Source organism: Vallitalea maricola, from assembly GCF_036985595.1.
Taxonomy (GTDB): domain Bacteria; phylum Bacillota; class Clostridia; order Lachnospirales; family Vallitaleaceae; genus Vallitalea; species Vallitalea maricola.
The window spans coordinates 1-17934 of the sequence record NZ_BTPU01000026.1 but is presented as its reverse complement, the minus strand read 5'-3'; the positions used below and the strand labels follow the sequence as shown (position 1 = coordinate 17934).

The following is a 17934-nucleotide window of genomic DNA, read 5'->3' as shown; positions in this document are numbered from 1 at the left end:
TTAATTAATATTTTATATAATAGTATGTGTTTTTAGATAGTCAAGCCATTTTTGACAATATGACTTTTTCAAATGTATTCCATCAACTGCTGCTTCTTTTGGTAAACAACCATTTTCATTTGTCATTACTTCTGCAACATTTACAAAATATACTCCATTGTCTCTAGCCATCTCAAGAATACGAGAGTTATATTGATTGATCTTAGAGTTTTTTATGTAGCTATGAGTGGATGATACTTTATGGCTCACAGGTAAAATCGATTGTATGTATATGATTGCATCAGGATGAGATTCTCTGATTGAATCAATAATTTTTTCGTATTTCTCTATGAAAATATCATTAGATATCCATCCAGTTTCATTAATACCTAACATAATATATACTTTACCAAAATCAGTATTTTTAAGTGCTTCCATAACAGGTATTTTTTTACCATCTTTTTTAATTACTTCACTTGTAAAAACAGTATCTACCATAAGTCCTTTATATGTATATGATACAGCCTTAGAAGAAGGAGGGGAATATAGCATAAATCCTTCTGTACGAGAATCACCTATAAACACAGCATCATCAAAATAGCTTTCTTCAACGGTTTCACCTAAGGGAACTGGTTTGGTATAATCATAATCATCTGGAGTAGTTTCATCAATTTTCTCATTGGATTCAGAATTATTATCATTCTCATCTGAATCAGTATTTAATTTTGTTTCTGGTTGTGATGGTTCAATAGGTTTTTCTTTTTCTGGTTTTTGATCTTCGTCCTTAAACAAATATTCAATGGATTCTTGGTTTGTTTCTGGTTTTTTATCATTGAGGTCAGTGCTCGGGTTGGTTGTTGCTGAGGCATCTAATTCATGTGACTTTTTGTAATAACTTTCTTGACATTTGACGCTTAGTGTCAAACTAATCAATATTACAAGAAGCAACATTCTTCGAATTCTTTTTCTTCTTTTTTTTCTAATGTAGTTCATGCGTGTAGCTCTTGAATAATTGTTCATGTTTTCCCCTTTCTTTGGCATTATTATTTTATACTTATCCCTCGCTGGCATAGTATTTCTTACCATAATACTTTTATACTATGATAGCTTTCATATATAAGACTATTCAACAAAGCAAAAAGTTTTAATAACTTATATTTTTTTACAATAAACGATTCTAGTAATTGTTGGAAATATCATTTAAGAATGTAGATGTATAAAATTAAGATTGAGTCGAGAACTTTTTTCTTGCTTTTATTACATAAATCATTAAAATCTTATATTGCTTCGTAAAAATCAAAAACATATTAAGAATGTAGTGATTGTCATTATGAGACGATTTCTTATTATGATACACTCTAGTATTATATAGCATAAATAAGGTTAATATGTTAAATTATAGTTATAATTGTATTAAATAATAATTACTAAAAATGTAACAATATCTTAATGATTTTGCCCTATTGACTAAGGAACTTAAAATTCAGGATTTTTAATGAAATTAAGGGTGAAAAGAAAGGTTTTGACATATTATGGGATAAAGGATAAAATGATAGGGCTATAGAGTATAAAGTATGTAGAAAGGAACGATGTATTGATGAAAAAGTTAAATGCAGTAGGGACATTCATAATGATTGCGGCACTTGTTGTTATATTAGCAGCGTGTAGTAAATATAATCAAGATACTAGCAAGGATAAAATTGATGAACTTGAATCAAAAAATGTAAAAGTCGAATTGATCGAAGAGTTCACTGATATGCTAAAAAGTAATCAAAACAGAACGGTTATGTTTGGGGAGTTTGTTGAAGAAAATCATTATGTTTATGCTGTTACAGATCAATTAGATAAAGAAATAGAAAAAATAATGATTGTAGGTATCAATGAAAAAGATGATAAAGTAGATATAAAATACGAGGGAAGAGATTTTGAAGATGATGGTGATATACCATCTATCCCTAAAATCAGTAAAATTTTCATTAATCAACTAAAAGATAACGAAAATCCTAATATTGTTGTATTCAGAGAGAATGAGCAGTATATCAAAGCTCAGTTGTTAGAAATTGATACTGAGAAAAAAGCGATTAATTATGTTGGTAGCTGTATGACAGATAAAAGAACTGAAGAATACATAGGGGATGAAGTTTATAAATATGTAATGGATTTTTCAGAGGCTGATTATTGTAGTGAATAAATGAATTAAGTTGTTTCAGAAAAATGGAGCAGGGGTAACCACTGCTCCATTAATTAAAATGTGGAAATTTAAGTTTGTTTTCACTCTTGTCAATTTTTTAATCTTTCATAAATCACATTATAATCCATTAAGATTTCTTCAATTTCTCCTTGAGTTGGATTGATAATAATTAGGTCTATAATTTCTTGTAAACATTGTGGATCAATATTGGCTTGATTAGTGTCTATGTAAAGTTTGATTCTATTCATTTTCTTTTGCATTATGCTCTCTCCTCAATAGTTGTTATATTAACTATCGGTTTATTGTTATTAGCTAATTATAGGATAAAGGGCTTAATAACAATAGCTTATAGAAGTGAAGATGTAGAACTGTTTTACTATATAATTAGATACTTTCACTTATTTGTGATGTATCAATGGAATACTAACTTATAGGTGAAGTTTGATTTTCTTAACTTGTCAAGTATATATAAAATAACAATTAATTTATGTAAAAACAGTAATATTATATAGTTATTGCTATTTCTTGAGTTTATAGGCTGTAAGAAATAAAAATATTGTGATTATTAAATGGTTTAAATAAAAATATGTAGAAAATAATAATAATACGCTCTTAAAATATAAAAATAAAAAATAATAAAAATATATATTGCAAATATGTAATAAACATGTTAATATGGTTTTAGTAACAATTTGATTCATAATATTATGATTAAATTTAAGTCTATAGTTCTGAAAATGGGACAAACCATTTTTATAATTATTTTTAGGAGGCGGTCGATGTGTTTATAACAAGGAAGATGGGTGTAGTTGATAGGTTTGAACCAGAGGAAGAAGAATATCTATTATACGATTCTAATAAAAACAGAATAAAAATTCTAAATAAAACTGGTGCATACATATGGTCATTAATACCTGATAATGAATTTATCAATGTAGATGACATCACCAATGAATTAAATAAGAAGTTTGATACACAAATCGGGAATGAAAAGATTAAAGAAGATACAAAATTATTTGTTTCTGATCTAATAAAAGGAGAGGTTGTTGTTGCTAGAGAACAATAGTTTCAGCTTACCAACAAATTTATTTCTATCTATAACTAATCGTTGTAATCTTAAGTGTCCTCATTGTTATTTAGATTCTTCTGCGCAATATAATGATTTAGATACAAAAGCGTGGATTAAAATTGCTAGAGATACTGCAAAAGCTAAGATATTTTCTATTGTTATTACTGGAGGAGAACCTTTAGTAAGAAAAGATTTTATAGATATTATAGAAGCTTTTGATAAATGGCAAACATTAAAACTTAATACTAATGCTACTCTTATTACTGATAAGATAGCTAAGTTTATTGCGGGCAGATTCTTAACAGTAATGGTAAGTATTGATGGTCCACAATTGATTCATGACAGTATCAGGGGAAAAGGATCATATAATAAAACAGTTCAAGGTTTAAAAATGCTAATGAATTATGTTGACAAATCTAAGATATATATCAATTGTACTATAAGTAAAAAGAATGCAAAATATATGGAGCATACAATAAATGACATGCTTAGCTTAGGTATCAACAATTTGATGTTTGGAGAAGCCATAAATGTTGGACGTTTAGATAGTCAAGATAATGATCAATTTAGTTTATCCATCATTGATAAATTATATATAGCTAATAAAATTAAGTTTTTACAAAATAAATATGGTAAAGAAATTGATATAAGTACGGACTATTTTGAGGATTATATCAATTTATTTAAAAGTATAACAGATTGGAGTTATTCAGGGTTATCTGATATACCTCTTATTAATTGTGGTGCGGGCTTCAAAAGTGCAGCTATTCTATACGATGGTTATATGGTTCCATGTAATATGCTTTCACAGGATTTTTGTGATGATGAAGATAATGTTTTGGGTCATAGTATTGAAAATATATGGAAACATTCTAAGAGATTTATACAATGGAGAGATCAAAAGAATATTAAAATTAGTGATATCTGTACAGAATGTGAATTGAAATCAAGATGCTATGGGGGATGTCGTGCGGAATCTTATTACAAATATAAAAATTTGAAAAATAGATGTGATAGTAATTGTATAATCAACGAAGTAGATAAGCAGATTATTTGAAGTAGATAAAAACTGCTTTTTAATTACAAATAGCAGATTTTTATACAATGTTAAATTTAACAAATACATAAGGAAAGGGGGATAAGTATGGGATACGAACAACCATTAATCAAAGATTTTGAGGAAATTGAACCACCAGTAGCTGGACATTCATGCTCAGATGGATGCCGTAATGGTAACTAATCATTGAGATATTTACGTAATATGTTATAAAATGCAGGATAGAATTTTTTAATTCTATTTTGCATTTGCATTTTAGGAAGGAGAAAAACATATGGGAATACAATCTTTATTTATATACTTAACTTTTAAATGTAATTTAAAATGTGAGCATTGTTGGGCATATTCTGGTCCAGATGTAAAAGAAGATGAGCTTTCATTTGAAACAATAAAAAGGACAATTAATGAAGCTTACAATATGGGTATGCGATCTCTAAAATTAACTGGAGGAGAACCGTTAGTATTAAAAAATTATGTAACTAATATTATTGATTTAGTCAATAGTTATGGTGATATTAGGTTGAGAATGGAGACAAATGGTGTTTTATTAGATGATAAAATGATAAAACTATTCAATGATAATAACATATATTTATCAATAAGTTTACATTCTTCAAAAGCTCCTACGCACGATCAAATAGTTGGTAAAGAAGGGGCTTTTGATAAAGTAATAAGTGTTATTCCAAAAATAAAAAATAAAGAAATTTTAGTAACTATTTCAAAGAAAAATATGGATGAACTAGAAGATATCCTAGAATTACTTTCATCTATAGGTGCTAATTCTGTAAAGTTTAATATTCTCCAAACAGTAGGACGGGGAGAAAATTTAGATAGATTAACTAGAGCAGATATGATTAATATACATAAAAGGATAGAAAATTATACTAAAGAAAATGAAACTATGGAAATTGATACAAGTGCTCCTATGTGTACAGGTTTATATTCACTAAATAATTTTTATTATCCACAATCATCTAAAGGATGTAATTTTGGATCAGTTTGCTGTTTAACTCCAGGTGGTAATATTTCATTATGCGGATGGAGCAAGGCAAAAAAAGATTCTGAACTTTTATTAGGCAACATTGAAAATGAAAAGCTTAAGGATATATGGAAAAGAAAAGAGTTGGTTGTTAAGAAAACTGAACCATTAGAAGGTGTTTGTAATAATTGCCTATTCTTGAAATTATGTAAAGGCGGATGCAGAGCCATAGCTTATGAAGTATATGGAAAGTTAAATGCTCCTGACCCTATATGTCAGGTTATGTATGAAGAAGGTGAGTTTCCAAAATCAAAACTTATCGCTAATTAGTAATTATTTTTATATAATCAAGTCTATATTTTTCTTATATAAGGAGAATAACATCAAATGAATAAATTAAAAGAAAAGAAAAAAAAGAAAAGGTTGGAATACAATACTTTTAATACAATAATATATTTATTCAAACACATATGGTTATGGGACAAGCCATTAATATTTTATTTCTTAATATATTCAATAACTGCTGGAATAATACCTTTTATAGGTATTTTTCTTCCTAAAATGATAATTGATGAATTAGTTGGACTTAAGAGAATTAAGATACTAGTAATTATAATTGCTTTATTTTGTATAGGAGGGTTATTATTAAATCTTATAAAAGTTTACTCTCAAGAAGTATATTGGCCAAGAGTAATTCAAATCCGAATGGAGTTTATTCATAAAATTGATAAAAAAGCTATGACTATGGATTATCAACAGTTGGAAAAAGTTAAAACTAAGGACTTAATACAGAGAGCTTGGATGGCACTATCAGGTAATGATATAGGGGTCGAAGGAATCCTTAATCAAATATTTGTTTTATTTGGTAATATTGTTGCTTTTGGAGGATATATAGCTATAATCAGTACATTAAGTCCTTTAATATTATTTTTTCTTATATTAACTGTAGGTATTACTTATAAAGCATCTCTAGGAGAAAAAAAATATTCTCATAGAGTAGATAGACAAATGGCTGTAATTGAAAGAAAACTTAAATATCTGGATAAGAAAATGGTGAATCATAGCCTAGCTAAAGATATTAGATTATATGATATGGCAAAGTGGTTGACTAATAAATATATTACTTGGTGCAATGAGATATATTTAAAATCAAAAAAAATAGCTATCAAACGCTTTAGAATAGATACGTTACAAGGTTTCTTATCTTTTGTTCGAAACGGCATAGTATATTTATATCTAATAAATAGAGTATTATACAACGGTATGAGTATAGGTAATTTTACAATGTATTTTGCATCCATTCAGGGTTTTTCAGGGTGGATGGAATCTGTTGTTAGTTCTATATTATCTATTAGACAGCAGAATCTCTATATAAACGATTATAGAAATTTTGTTGATGCTAAGGAGCCTAATAAAAATGATAATAGAGACTCAATGAAAAAAGATATTAGTGACAGGGTATATAAGATTAAAGTAGAAAATATATTTTTTAAATATCCTAATAGTGATAATTATACTATCAACAATGTATGCATTCATGTAAAAGATGGAGAGAAAGTAGCTATAGTAGGAGCTAATGGTGCAGGTAAAACAACATTAATTAAGATACTTACAGGTTTGTACAAACCTACTAGAGGTAAAGTTATTGTTAATGGAGTAGACAGTAGTAATATTGATAAAAACGAGTATTTTAAATTGTTCTCAATAGTATTTCAAGATATTAAGCTATATGCTTTTTCTCTTGGCGAAAATATTTCATTAAGGAAGATAGATGAAACTGATAGACAGAAAGCTATAAACTGCCTTAAACTAGCTGGTTTATCAGATAAATTAATGAATTTAGAAAATGGAATTGATACAAGCTTATTAAAAATATTAGATGAAAAAGGAATTGTATTATCTGGAGGTGAGATTCAAAAAGTAGCTTTAGCAAGAGCTCTATATAAAGATGCACCAATAATTGTACTTGATGAGCCTACTGCTGCTTTAGATCCCATAGCAGAACACGAATTATATGAACGGTTTGATAGATTGACAAAAGATAAAACTGCAATATATATTTCTCATAGATTAGCAAGCACAAGATTTTGTGACAAAATAATATTGTTGGATAAAGGCTCTATAAAAGAATATGGTACACATGAGCAATTAATGAAAATTAATGGGGCATATGCAAAAATGTTCCATAAACAAGCTTGCTATTATAATAGTGAGATTAAGGATGATAAAGAGGTGTTAGCTTAATGAAGAAATTCTATAATAATTTAACAATGGAATTCAATGTTATTTTTTTTATATTAAAGCTAACAAATAAATATTCAAAAGCTTTTTTGCCCTTAACAATACTATTAGCACTTGTTAGTTCTTTTTTAACTATCTATAATCTATTAATGTCCAGAAAGATTATAGACGAGCTTATACTAGGAAAACAATTGAATAAACTATTGGAGATAATTATTCTGTTATTAGGTGTAAATGTACTTATACATTTAATAAAAAGTATTATTCTTAGATGGTTACAAGCAAAAAACAGATTCATAAAAAAAAGATTTAACCTAGAAATAAATAAAAAAACAATGACTATGGATTATGAATATATGGAAAATCCTAAGATTCTAGATGCAAAAGAACGTGCAACCAGTGGTATAAATCAGTCAGGCGGCATTAATACTTTTACAAACAATATTAGAACTATTATTACATGTATCTGTACCATAATGGGCTTATTATATATTCTAAATGATTTAAGTATAGTAATTATACTAATACTTATTATAACTATAATATTTAACTACATAGCCGAAAGAAAAAGACAGAAAGCGGAATATAATTTTTGGCAGAAGAATGCTAGAAACAATAAAATGTTTTCTTATCTAGATGGAGAAGTAATAAAAGATTATAAGGCTAGTAAATATATAAGATTATATGATTCATCTGAAATGATACTTAGTAGATATAGACAATTTGATAAAAACTCTCAAAGTCTCTTTAGATTGATTGCTTCATCGAATAAAAAACATTATCTTGTTATTAACATATTAGATTATGGTCAAAAATTCATAATATATTTTACTTTGGCTCTAAAAGTGATAAGTGAACCTTCTAAATTTACAATAGGGTCTTTTACAATGTATACTTCTGCACTATATAATTTAATTAGCTCAATAACTAAAATGTTTAAATCAGCGGTTAAAATAAAATATACTTGTAAATATATGAAACTATACAAAGAATTTATTGAGTTACCACCAATTTTATGTAAGAATAATGAACATATACCTGCTGATACCAACTATAGTATTCAGTTTAATAATGTATCTTTTGCTTATCCAGGAATGGATAAACTAGTATTGAAGAATGTTAATATTAATATAACACCAAAGCAAAAACTATCCATAGTAGGATTGAATGGTGCAGGAAAAACTACTTTTATTAAACTAGTAATGCGATTATATGACCCTAAAAATGGTGAAATATTATTAAATGGTAATAACATCAAGAATTATAATTATAGAGAGTATCAGGATGTATTTGGAGTAGTATTTCAAGACAGTAATATTTTATCATTTACTGTTAAGGAGAATATATGTTTTGAAAATAGCAGTTCAAATCAAGATGATATAGTTGTTGAATGTCTGAAAAATGCTGGAGTGGGAGATAAAATAGATGCCTTAGAAAATGGAATGGATACTTATGTAGATAGAATATTTGATGATAATGGGATTGAATTTTCAGGTGGAGAAATACAAAAAATAGCCATTGCTCGTGCTATGTATAAAAATGCATCTATAATGATATTTGATGAGCCTACCGCATCTTTAGATCCTTTAGCTGAATTTGAAATATTTAATACGCTACATGAATTAACTGATGGAAAAACTGCAATTTTTATATCTCATAGACTTTCAAGTACTCGTATATGTGATTGCATAGCAGTTTTTCATAATGGAGAAATAATACAATATGGTTCACATGATGAACTCATGAAAGATAGAGAGGGCAAGTATTATAAGATGTTTATGGCTCAGGCACAATATTATGTGAGTAATGATGAAGTTAGTTGTACTTGAAATATGGAAGGAAATCTAATTTGTGAAGAGCAGAGAATTATTCTCTGCTTTTTTTGTATGTTTATATTGTTATATCTTTTGTTTTATCATATTTTTCGTTATATATACAATATTATAGGATTTGAATGTGAATAATTAAAGTAATATTGAAGGGTATGTATTATTCTTATCTGTATCATGGTGTAATATGTAAAAATAACTTATACTTATAAGGAGATTTTAGAATGAGGCAAGGCGATATAATTAAAACAGAAGAAAAAAAGACAATCAAAAATTTCATTTGGGATAGCCAAAATCAAAGTGTAAGTTGGATATATAATGGAAAAGTCATTAAGAAAAAATTTGAGAATGCATACTTTGATTCTGTTGATTTACAGAAAAAATATGTCTATATTGCGTATTGACCTGTTTTATGTTCTCATAATGATAATGTGATATGAAAGGAAAATAAATTATAATGAAAAAGTCAATTTGCATAGTTTTAATGTTATCTATGACATTAGTTCTAAGTTCTTGTAACAAAAGAAAAGAAGATTCTACTTATAACTAATATAGTATCATTAAATAAAACTGAAAGTATTGTAAAAGGTATTGTTGTTGGTGATTCGATGGATAAAGTTCTTACTACTTTTTTTAATGAAGATAATGAACGAATATCTGATGATTATTATGGGGATATTAAGATTCTCTATGGTGAGGAAGGTCTCTATAATAAATGTGCTTACATAATATATAAAGATGATACACCTTATATAATTAAATATGTTGGAGAGACTGTGGTATTAATATTTACAATTGATATTAATAATAATGTTTCTAAGATAGAAGTGATAGAGACAGCAGTATAATAAAGCTGGAGCGATTCAAGACTTCATCTAATCGAGGTACTAGGTTGCTGATATATTATTTGATATAAATGTAAATAGGAAAAAAATTAATTTATGAGTTCGCAAATTTTTTTTATTGAATGTATTGGGTCAAATTGATAACATATATACACATTAAAAATAAGTGTCCAAGACACAAAACTAATCTACTTAAAAGGGAGTGTATAAAATGATAAAAGGATTTGATTCATATACAGTAGATTTTACTTATTATATACAATTAATTAATAAGCAGTTTAGAAATGTTATTGAGAAAGGCAGTCCACTATTTAGAACAAATGCCCATAATTTATTTGAAGCTTTTTTATTAGAAATACCTAATGAGTATAGACAACTATATACATGTAGTGTATGCAAAAAGTTTGTTGAAAACTATGGTAACATTGTGGCATTATCTGAAGATGGTAAAGTTGAAGCGGCTCTATGGGGAGAATTTGATGGGTTAATGGCACCAGCATTCAGAAGACTAAAAGATTTAGTTGAAAAATCAGATGTTGTAGATGCCTTTATAACTTCAAAAGCGGTATTAGGAGTTCAGTATGCAGGCGGTTTTAATCATATGCATATAAATGTACCAGAAGAAATAAGATATACGGGTAAAATATATACAGATATACAAATGATGTTTGAAAAAAGAGAAGATTTTAGAATGTTACAGCAGTACATAGAGGAATATCCATATGACGTTGCAGTTGATGCTAACAATATACTTAATTCAGAGCATTTGTATAGATTTGAAAAATGTCTTGGCATTTCCAACTGGTACATGGATTTACATAAAAAATTACGGACTAATAAAAAAGATAGTAATAATATATTGTGGTACGCTGTTGCTACTGCACCACCGGGTTACTGTCATATTAAAAATACTATGATAGGTACTTTGCTTGATGATATAAAGTTTGGTTTGGATTTTGATACTATTGCAAATAGATTTGCAAAAAAAATGGATCCCTTACAATATCAGAGACCACAAACTAACCCTACAAGAGGAAATATTGAACAAGGAGAAAAAATAGTTGAAAAATTAGGTATTAAAAAATCTTTTAGTCGTAGATATGCAAGACTAGATGAACTTAATACTATATGGGAGTATAATGATGCTACTGAAACTACTGGAAAAGGGTTCTTTGGTCATATAAAAATAAAAACCATTAATAAGACTAATGAATCATTGGATATACCAGCTACTAAAATTACTTGGAAAAAATTCGAAGAAACAGTATTAACTAATGCAAGTAAAATTGAATTTTTAGTTCCTAAGCATGGTAATTTTGCGGCTTTATTAACAGCTACTCATGAAGATGCTCCACCTATATTTCAATGGGATAATGTAGAAAAAAGAAATCCCTTTTCATGGTATGTATATACTAATGGATCTCCATGTACAAGATGGAATCTAAAGCATGATTATTGTAACGTTACAGGTATATGTTATCAACCTTCAATGTGGTATGGAAAATACCCACATCAGGGTAAGAGCATATTTTTAATACTTGATAGTGCAAGAGATGTTAATGGAACTCAAAGTAATTGTTTATTTCCAGAAATGCTAATAAATGATTTGAGAGAAATAAGAAAAACTATAGAAGCATATTCTAAAGAGGCAACCCTTGAAGGAGTATATGAAGCAAGTGCTTGTGGTTACAAACTTGAATATGGTAAGGAATGGAATGTAAGTTTTAGAGTCACTACATCTACAGGTGTCTGCAATTATATATTAGATAGATGGGATTAAATTAAGCGAAGAAGAGATTATATGTTTATTTACATAATTACTGACTGGAATTATAATCCATAAATAAGTATAATACGAATATAAAGTATTGAACAATCGTATTATTATTATGCGAGTGGTTGTTTATTAAACTGCTGGATAAATTAGAATTTGGAGGTTAATCATGAAAAAATGGTATGATGAGGAGTACGAATTTGAAATTGAGGTAACTGGGTTTCTTCACAGCGACCATACAGAACGGTACTGTCGAAACGGCGAGGAAGTGGGGGATAAGTATACTTGCACCTATGGCTGTCCCGTAAATTCAGATGGACAGGGTATCTGTTCCAAGGTTATGATAATTATGTTCCCAATCATGGAGTCGGTCAGAAGTGGCGGAGACTTAGAGAACATTGGCGGCAATAGTAAATATAGCAAGGATATTGTATGCCCAGATGGTTGCGTTATGTTCAGGCTAAGGGCAAAGAAACTTGGCAATGAGAATTTTTATAAGGGGAAGTTTTTTGATTAGTACAACAAAATGTAACCTCTGTCACAGAATCTATTTTTATTAATGCATTGGGTAGAATTAATGAAAGATGATACCTATATTGATGTATCTAACGTTTTACCAGATGAATATTTTGAGAATGTGCCTTCATTGCCTTTTACTGATAGAAAACTTGGTAATATAACGTCAGAGAATAAATATGAAAGCGAAGATGCATACAACTATTTTAAAAAATATTACTATCCTATACAAGCATTATATCAATTTCAAAAAGGTGATTTTGAGCAGTTAAAAAGAACAGCTTTTATGGAATGGGCAAGATTGGTCTATGGTTCCAGTAAAAAAGAACAAGGTCAGGAATTCAGAGCAGGATTATTTTTTGGAGGTGTGACTTCTCCTATCAAGGGTATATATGATACAATAGAAGGTATCTACTCCGTGTTCACTCACCCAGAACAATTAGGGTTTTTTATAACATTTGTAGTAAGTCTTCCGTTTTCATCTAAAAATAGAGAACTTATGAAACTTATGATAAAGCAGACTTATGATGAATGGAAAGCTGAATATGATAATGCTGACCCTGGTGATAAAGGATTTATGATTGGTCAGTTGATTGGTGAAGCTATAACAATTGCTGTAGAAGCTGGTGGATTAGTAAAGAGTATTAAAGGCTTGACTAAATTTGTAAAAAGTGGTGGATTCAGAAAGAAAGATGGGATATAAACAAGATTCACAAGAATTAATTAAATTGACATCAAAATTATCTAAAAAACAAAGGATGTTAGTACTAAACTTAGCTAAGTATTTAGTGCTTAAAAAAGAAAGTGAAGAGAATGATAAAGGTGATGGTAAAAGTTTATAAGAAACAAATTGCATATGAGAAGATTTATTCAATTAGTTGAGAGGGATGGTACAGAATTATTAGATACTAAAAGAAAGTCGTTGTTTTACATAGTTGCTGGTAATGATGATTTGTTTAATAAATTGTATCAAATATATGATTTTGATAAAAGGGTAATGAGAAAAGAGTGTGTTAATAATAATCAATTATATGATGAAACATCTATAAAATTATTAAAATTAGTGTATGTTTTAATTAAGGAAGATGATGATTCATTAATTAATCCATTAATTAATCCATTATTTAATCTGTTTCATGGGTTAGATGATTTTAATTTTGAATTGGCACTTAGTGATATTAAGATTAGATATATGGGGAAATTTGAATAGTGGTTGAGACTTCCGGTGGGGAGGTCTTTTTTTAATGGGTGGAGTGTTCTTGTTATATTGTTTTTTGGTATAGGGAGGAGGTAAGGAGATATAACTTTTTATACATAAAATCATTATAAAATATAATATATAGAAAAATATAAAATTTTCAGAATTATATACAAAACAATTCATGTATATGTTATGATAATAGAATGTAGAGTAGTTAAAGAATAGATAGAGTTCAGGATAACACAGATTCAAGAATAGCATTAAAACATCTAGAGGAAAATTATGATGTATCTTTTCCAGTAGATTATTAAACAGTTGATACATAGTTACTCTAATAGTATTAGGTGATTTTGGGTGAAGAAAAGAGAACAGATTGCTATTTGGTAGATGGTTGTAGAGATAATAAACTATCAGCTTCTATAGCTTGAATAGAGAGGAGAAAAATTAATGAGAATAGTTAAAATGTCAGGAGAAGTTTTTGGATTTGATAGTATTGAAGCATGTAAAGCCTATTTTAAGAGCGTTTTGCCTTGGCAAAAAGGAAATTTCTATTTTGCGGGAGAAGCAAATAAGATAGCAAGAAATAAGTTACAGAGTGGGGATAATGTATTATTCTCTTTTAATGGATATATAATTGCTATAGCAAAAGCTGAAGAGTTACTTTTTAATGAAGATGATAGAGATAATGGAATTAAAATTGACATGGATACACTTAAAATTTTTCAAGTATCCATATCTACTATGGATTTAGAAATAGAATTAAGTAATTATGGTTTTACGGATTCTATTTATGGAAGTCAGGGATGGAATATTTTAAATGGAGAAATTGAAACGAAAGCAATGAAATACCTAAAAGATAAAGAGTGGGAAATATATTAAAATTAATATTCAAAGACAATGAGGATTAGGGTAATAACTCAAGATTTTAAGAATAATGTTTATGAAAACTTTGAACCATTGATGAGATTGTTAGAATGTTAAAAAGTGAATAGGAATATTTATAAATATTTTTTGAGTAATAAAGGACTTAATTAAAGGTATGGCAATATATAACAAAAAATAACATTTAGTTAAAAATAGTATTATATCAGGTTAGAGTAATAAAGTAACTATATTTAGCAGATACGGTTGAAGTTTTTACAAAATAACATTGAAAAGATATTAAAAGATTGTTACAAGCGATAGAATATAAGATAAAGATTTTATTAAAGACACTAAACAAGTGTCTTTGATAATACAACGTTTGAAACCTTCAACCAAGAAAAAAGCATTATTGTAAAAAATTATTTAAAGTTCATTAAGTATAATTATTCGGAGGGGGATAGGAATATGGCTAAATTAGACACTGTATATCATTATTGTAGTGTAGATACATTCTTTTCAATTATTCAAAATAAGACTATTAGATTATCTGATTTAAATAAAACAAATGATTACATGGAAAAGAGATGGGTTTCTAATTTATAAATACTGTATTAAAAGAAGAATTGAAGAAGCGTGATATAAAAATGGATCTAGAAGAAGATTATTGGTATAAAGACGGTATAAATAATCATTTAAAAATATTTTGAACAAGAGTTAAAAACAGTATTAAATGAAAATTTATAATAAAGTGAACTAAGATGAGCCGTACCATAAATAACTGAGGTTTTAGTTGGGTATTTCGCAGGATTAAGAGGACAAATAGAATGTATGCCAGATAAAAATAATAGACTGTGTATAGAATTGTTTTGTGAATTAATGTATACTAGTTATATTGTGGAAAATATATAACTAGGAGATGAGAAGTTAGGTGAAGATAAAATTAAGAAGATTGACCATGATATTTGGGATATTAGCTGGGATAATGGGAGCATTAGTGCCACTTGTTGGTATTTTTATTTCAGGTAGTATTGGAATAGTATTGTTAAAAAGTGTTGTGGTGTTTTTTGTACTTACGATGGTATTTATGATGGGTTCTATGCTTGTACATTCAAATATTATTATTAAATTAACAGTACTGCCAATTACTTATTTAATTATAATGGTTGGATACATAATTTATCGATTAAAAGTGCATGTGTTTTTAATTAGTGCTCTTGGTGGCGATATAGGGAATGCGACAATGGAGATTGGTGAAGGTGTATCAATTGCAAAGCTGTCTATGATGTTACATGGTGGGACACTTATCTTGTGTATTCCACTAATTATCGCTGCAATTGTCAAATCAATGAAATTGAATAAACGTAAGAATATTGATTTTTCTACGTATGATGCAACTGAAGGGACCATTTTAAATGTAGTGGATACCCATACGAAAATCAATAGAGTTAAGTCTTATAAGATTACTATTGATATTCCATATTATCAAGGTAAAGCTTATCAAGTAACAAAAGATTTCTTAGTGCCAATGCATATGATTCATACTATTGTACTAGGCAAAAAAGTTACTGTAAAAGTGAATCCTAAAAAAAGAGAAGAAGTTTATATTCAAAGTGAATATGGCATTTTATAAAGGGGCAGTTAATGAAAATTAAAGTAATAAAGGTAGTAGAATTTGTTATTGTTAGCAGTCTTAGATTAGCGAATAATGAATGGACATGCATATTTATATTAAATATCGATGGAACTATTAAAGATTGGGACTTCATAAAAGAATGGACTAAAACTAAATAAAAATCTATTATTACAATAGGAGGATTAGGCATGTATGAACGTCTACTAGATAAAAACAACCAACCAACAATCAACCAAATATACGACACCATAGGTGAAAATGGAGTTACACTACTCCAAGAACTAGAACAATTCCTATCCAACAACTATGATATTATATCTGAACTAAAATTTCCTTTTGGGAATAATTACGGTTGGGGAACAAAATACAGTCATAAAAGCAAGCATCTGTGCTACGTATTTTATGAAAAAGAAGCTTTTACAGTAACCATTCAAATAGGCAAGAATGAATTACCAAAACTATGTGAAAAACTTCCTGATATGTTAACAAAAACTAATGAACTATGGGAAAATAGATATCCCTGCGGTAGCGGAGGATGGATTCATTACAGGGTATTAAATAAAACAGAATTAAATGATATAAAAGAATTAATCAAAATTAAAAAAAGACCTATAAAATAAAAGAAGCGGTGCATGCCAGGTAAGTAAAATACACCACTTCTCAACACCAACTATCAAAAATAGCGGTAAATACATTATACCCTGTTTCTGATAGTAATTCAATACTAGGAGGTATAATAACATGGCAGACGTAAACGAGTGCTTCAGCAATTTCGCAGCAGAAATGCGTAGAGCAACATATCAAGAATTAATCAAAACTGATTTGGAATATCAAGAATTAGATTGTTACGTAGATAGATACAAAGACAAATTCAATCAAATCATAAAGACTTTAGATGAAAAGGACAAAGTATTCATGGAAAACATATCACAACAAAATTAGAAAGAGATTCTTGTATCCATGAGAGTCTATACATAGCAGGATATACAGATTGTATCAAACTACTAAAAGAACTTACTATATTATAAGTATTAACTAATATATAAAAGCAGAGGATATATTCCCCTGCTTTTATATTCTCATTCTATAGTTTCTATCTTCAACAAATAATATTCATTATCATGAAATTCAATTTCATAAGTTTTGGTCTCAAACAACTCTTTATAATCTTCATCATAGAATTCAACCGTAATACTAACAACATTACCATCCATACTTCTATCAATAATCTTAGTGAATCGCTCACCACCAAAACCATCAATTATACTAATTAATATAGCATTCTTAGATTCATCATAGTACTTAGCGGCCAATTTCTCAACTTTAGTAATATCAAAATCATACCCTTTGAAATATCTATCCAACTGTGAAGTTATATCTTCCTCTGGAATTACAAACATATTCAGTTCATTATCAAACCACTTATTGTTATACTCTTCATAACTAATCTCATCTATAAAAAGTGAATATAGGAAAAACGTGAACAAATCATCTGATGATATCTCAGAGGCATCACCAAAATTCAGATTACAAGCTACTTCTAAACCATTAATATAATTGTACAAGAAATCTTCATCTGACATATTTTCAATATCCTTAATATACTCTGGAGTATTCACATCTGAATTAGGTTCTTGTAAATCACTACCCGAAGTGTCAGTTTTACTAATACAAGAACATAATAATACTGCAATCAACATTGTTACAACTAAAATACTTAATTTTTTCATTGTTTTACTCTCCTCGTATAATAAGT

At 28.2% G+C, this 17934-nt stretch carries 22 protein-coding genes; 19 read left to right on the top strand and 3 right to left on the bottom strand.

Going from position 1 to position 17934, the window contains the following annotated elements; all coding sequences use genetic code 11:
* Positions 1-12: 12 nt before the first annotated feature.
* Positions 13-1020, bottom strand: a complete 1008-nt coding sequence (locus tag AACQ14_RS08640; protein WP_339363178.1) for a GDSL-type esterase/lipase family protein — start codon at positions 1018-1020, stop codon at positions 13-15.
* A gap of 556 nt (positions 1021-1576) precedes the next feature.
* Between AACQ14_RS08640 and AACQ14_RS08635 the strand changes: the two genes are divergently transcribed.
* Entirely contained in the window at positions 1577-2170 is a 594-nt protein-coding gene (locus tag AACQ14_RS08635; protein ID WP_339363177.1) for a hypothetical protein, read from the top strand.
* 89 nt (positions 2171-2259) lie between these two features.
* On the opposite strand, the gene AACQ14_RS08630 is transcribed toward AACQ14_RS08635, so the two are convergent.
* On the bottom strand, positions 2260-2430 hold the full coding sequence (locus AACQ14_RS08630; protein ID WP_339363176.1) for a hypothetical protein: 171 nt from the start codon (positions 2428-2430) through the stop codon (positions 2260-2262).
* Positions 2431-2951: 521 nt separating this feature from the next.
* Between AACQ14_RS08630 and AACQ14_RS08625 the strand changes: the two genes are divergently transcribed.
* The 18 genes from AACQ14_RS08625 to AACQ14_RS08540 all read left to right on the top strand — a co-directional run bounded on the left by AACQ14_RS08625 (position 2952) and on the right by AACQ14_RS08540 (position 17120).
* The gene (locus AACQ14_RS08625) at positions 2952-3236 is read left to right on the top strand and encodes a PqqD family protein (RefSeq protein WP_339363174.1); all 285 of its coding nucleotides are present in this window, start codon (positions 2952-2954) and stop codon (positions 3234-3236) included.
* Positions 3220-4296: a radical SAM/SPASM domain-containing protein gene (locus AACQ14_RS08620; RefSeq protein ID WP_339363173.1), complete on the top strand. Its 1077-nt coding sequence runs from the start codon at positions 3220-3222 to the stop codon at positions 4294-4296. The genes AACQ14_RS08625 and AACQ14_RS08620 overlap by 17 nt, the downstream gene beginning before the upstream one ends.
* A gap of 274 nt (positions 4297-4570) precedes the next feature.
* On the top strand, positions 4571-5605 hold the full coding sequence (locus tag AACQ14_RS08615) for a radical SAM/SPASM domain-containing protein (RefSeq protein WP_339363172.1): 1035 nt from the start codon (positions 4571-4573) through the stop codon (positions 5603-5605).
* A 57-nt stretch (positions 5606-5662) separates the two neighbouring features.
* Complete coding sequence (locus tag AACQ14_RS08610) at positions 5663-7519, top strand: ABC transporter ATP-binding protein (protein ID WP_339363171.1); 1857 nt, start codon at positions 5663-5665, stop codon at positions 7517-7519.
* Positions 7519-9345 carry an ABC transporter ATP-binding protein gene (locus AACQ14_RS08605; RefSeq protein WP_339363170.1) on the top strand — a complete coding sequence of 609 codons (1827 nt, stop codon included), beginning with the start codon at positions 7519-7521 and terminating at the stop codon, positions 9343-9345. The genes AACQ14_RS08610 and AACQ14_RS08605 overlap by 1 nt, the downstream gene beginning before the upstream one ends.
* Positions 9346-9569: 224 nt before the next feature.
* On the top strand, positions 9570-9749 hold the full coding sequence (locus AACQ14_RS08600; protein ID WP_339363169.1) for a hypothetical protein: 180 nt from the start codon (positions 9570-9572) through the stop codon (positions 9747-9749).
* Between the two features lie 204 nt (positions 9750-9953).
* The gene (locus AACQ14_RS08595; RefSeq protein ID WP_339363168.1) at positions 9954-10193 is read left to right on the top strand and encodes a hypothetical protein; all 240 of its coding nucleotides are present in this window, start codon (positions 9954-9956) and stop codon (positions 10191-10193) included.
* A gap of 208 nt (positions 10194-10401) precedes the next feature.
* Positions 10402-11970, top strand: coding sequence for a hypothetical protein (locus AACQ14_RS08590; protein WP_339363167.1), 1569 nt, complete (start codon positions 10402-10404; stop codon positions 11968-11970).
* A 163-nt stretch (positions 11971-12133) separates the two neighbouring features.
* Positions 12134-12481 (top strand): TIGR04076 family protein, encoded by a 348-nt coding sequence (locus AACQ14_RS08585; protein ID WP_339363166.1) that lies wholly within the window; start codon positions 12134-12136, stop codon positions 12479-12481.
* A gap of 42 nt (positions 12482-12523) precedes the next feature.
* A complete protein-coding gene (locus AACQ14_RS08580; RefSeq protein ID WP_339363165.1) occupies positions 12524-13183 on the top strand; it encodes a hypothetical protein in 660 nt (219 codons plus the stop codon).
* A complete protein-coding gene (locus AACQ14_RS08575) occupies positions 13173-13322 on the top strand; it encodes a hypothetical protein (RefSeq protein ID WP_339363164.1) in 150 nt (49 codons plus the stop codon). Before AACQ14_RS08580 ends, AACQ14_RS08575 begins: the two co-directional genes overlap by 11 nt.
* Before the next feature lie 8 nt (positions 13323-13330).
* Positions 13331-13690, top strand: coding sequence for a DUF6075 family protein (locus tag AACQ14_RS08570; RefSeq protein ID WP_339363163.1), 360 nt, complete (start codon positions 13331-13333; stop codon positions 13688-13690).
* A gap of 438 nt (positions 13691-14128) precedes the next feature.
* A complete protein-coding gene (locus AACQ14_RS08565; RefSeq protein WP_339363162.1) occupies positions 14129-14560 on the top strand; it encodes a hypothetical protein in 432 nt (143 codons plus the stop codon).
* A gap of 450 nt (positions 14561-15010) precedes the next feature.
* Positions 15011-15148: a hypothetical protein gene (locus AACQ14_RS08560; RefSeq protein WP_339363161.1), complete on the top strand. Its 138-nt coding sequence runs from the start codon at positions 15011-15013 to the stop codon at positions 15146-15148.
* A 325-nt stretch (positions 15149-15473) separates the two neighbouring features.
* Positions 15474-16175, top strand: a complete 702-nt coding sequence (locus AACQ14_RS08555; protein WP_339363160.1) for a hypothetical protein — start codon at positions 15474-15476, stop codon at positions 16173-16175.
* Between the two features lie 11 nt (positions 16176-16186).
* On the top strand, positions 16187-16336 hold the full coding sequence (locus AACQ14_RS08550; RefSeq protein ID WP_339363159.1) for a hypothetical protein: 150 nt from the start codon (positions 16187-16189) through the stop codon (positions 16334-16336).
* 30 nt (positions 16337-16366) lie between these two features.
* Positions 16367-16798: a DUF3788 domain-containing protein gene (locus AACQ14_RS08545; RefSeq protein WP_339363158.1), complete on the top strand. Its 432-nt coding sequence runs from the start codon at positions 16367-16369 to the stop codon at positions 16796-16798.
* Positions 16799-16919: 121 nt separating this feature from the next.
* Positions 16920-17120 (top strand): hypothetical protein, encoded by a 201-nt coding sequence (locus AACQ14_RS08540; RefSeq protein WP_339363157.1) that lies wholly within the window; start codon positions 16920-16922, stop codon positions 17118-17120.
* Between the two features lie 137 nt (positions 17121-17257).
* Here AACQ14_RS08540 and AACQ14_RS08535 read toward each other — a convergent pair whose 3' ends face one another.
* Entirely contained in the window at positions 17258-17908 is a 651-nt protein-coding gene (locus tag AACQ14_RS08535; protein WP_339363156.1) for a hypothetical protein, read from the bottom strand.
* Positions 17909-17934: the final 26 nt, after the last annotated feature.

Coding starts and splice junctions, on each gene's coding strand:
- AACQ14_RS08640 (WP_339363178.1), bottom strand. CDS start 1,020: ATGCCAAAGAAAGGGGAAAACATGAACAATTATTCAAGAGCTACACGC.
- AACQ14_RS08635 (WP_339363177.1), top strand. CDS start 1,577: ATGAAAAAGTTAAATGCAGTAGGGACATTCATAATGATTGCGGCACTT.
- AACQ14_RS08630 (WP_339363176.1), bottom strand. CDS start 2,430: ATGCAAAAGAAAATGAATAGAATCAAACTTTACATAGACACTAATCAA.
- AACQ14_RS08615 (WP_339363172.1), top strand. CDS start 4,571: ATGGGAATACAATCTTTATTTATATACTTAACTTTTAAATGTAATTTA.
- AACQ14_RS08610 (WP_339363171.1), top strand. CDS start 5,663: ATGAATAAATTAAAAGAAAAGAAAAAAAAGAAAAGGTTGGAATACAAT.
- AACQ14_RS08605 (WP_339363170.1), top strand. CDS start 7,519: ATGAAGAAATTCTATAATAATTTAACAATGGAATTCAATGTTATTTTT.
- AACQ14_RS08600 (WP_339363169.1), top strand. CDS start 9,570: ATGAGGCAAGGCGATATAATTAAAACAGAAGAAAAAAAGACAATCAAA.
- AACQ14_RS08595 (WP_339363168.1), top strand. CDS start 9,954: ATGGATAAAGTTCTTACTACTTTTTTTAATGAAGATAATGAACGAATA.
- AACQ14_RS08590 (WP_339363167.1), top strand. CDS start 10,402: ATGATAAAAGGATTTGATTCATATACAGTAGATTTTACTTATTATATA.
- AACQ14_RS08585 (WP_339363166.1), top strand. CDS start 12,134: ATGAAAAAATGGTATGATGAGGAGTACGAATTTGAAATTGAGGTAACT.
- AACQ14_RS08580 (WP_339363165.1), top strand. CDS start 12,524: ATGCATTGGGTAGAATTAATGAAAGATGATACCTATATTGATGTATCT.
- AACQ14_RS08575 (WP_339363164.1), top strand. CDS start 13,173: ATGGGATATAAACAAGATTCACAAGAATTAATTAAATTGACATCAAAA.
- AACQ14_RS08565 (WP_339363162.1), top strand. CDS start 14,129: ATGAGAATAGTTAAAATGTCAGGAGAAGTTTTTGGATTTGATAGTATT.
- AACQ14_RS08560 (WP_339363161.1), top strand. CDS start 15,011: ATGGCTAAATTAGACACTGTATATCATTATTGTAGTGTAGATACATTC.
- AACQ14_RS08550 (WP_339363159.1), top strand. CDS start 16,187: ATGAAAATTAAAGTAATAAAGGTAGTAGAATTTGTTATTGTTAGCAGT.
- AACQ14_RS08545 (WP_339363158.1), top strand. CDS start 16,367: ATGTATGAACGTCTACTAGATAAAAACAACCAACCAACAATCAACCAA.
- AACQ14_RS08540 (WP_339363157.1), top strand. CDS start 16,920: ATGGCAGACGTAAACGAGTGCTTCAGCAATTTCGCAGCAGAAATGCGT.
- AACQ14_RS08535 (WP_339363156.1), bottom strand. CDS start 17,908: ATGAAAAAATTAAGTATTTTAGTTGTAACAATGTTGATTGCAGTATTA.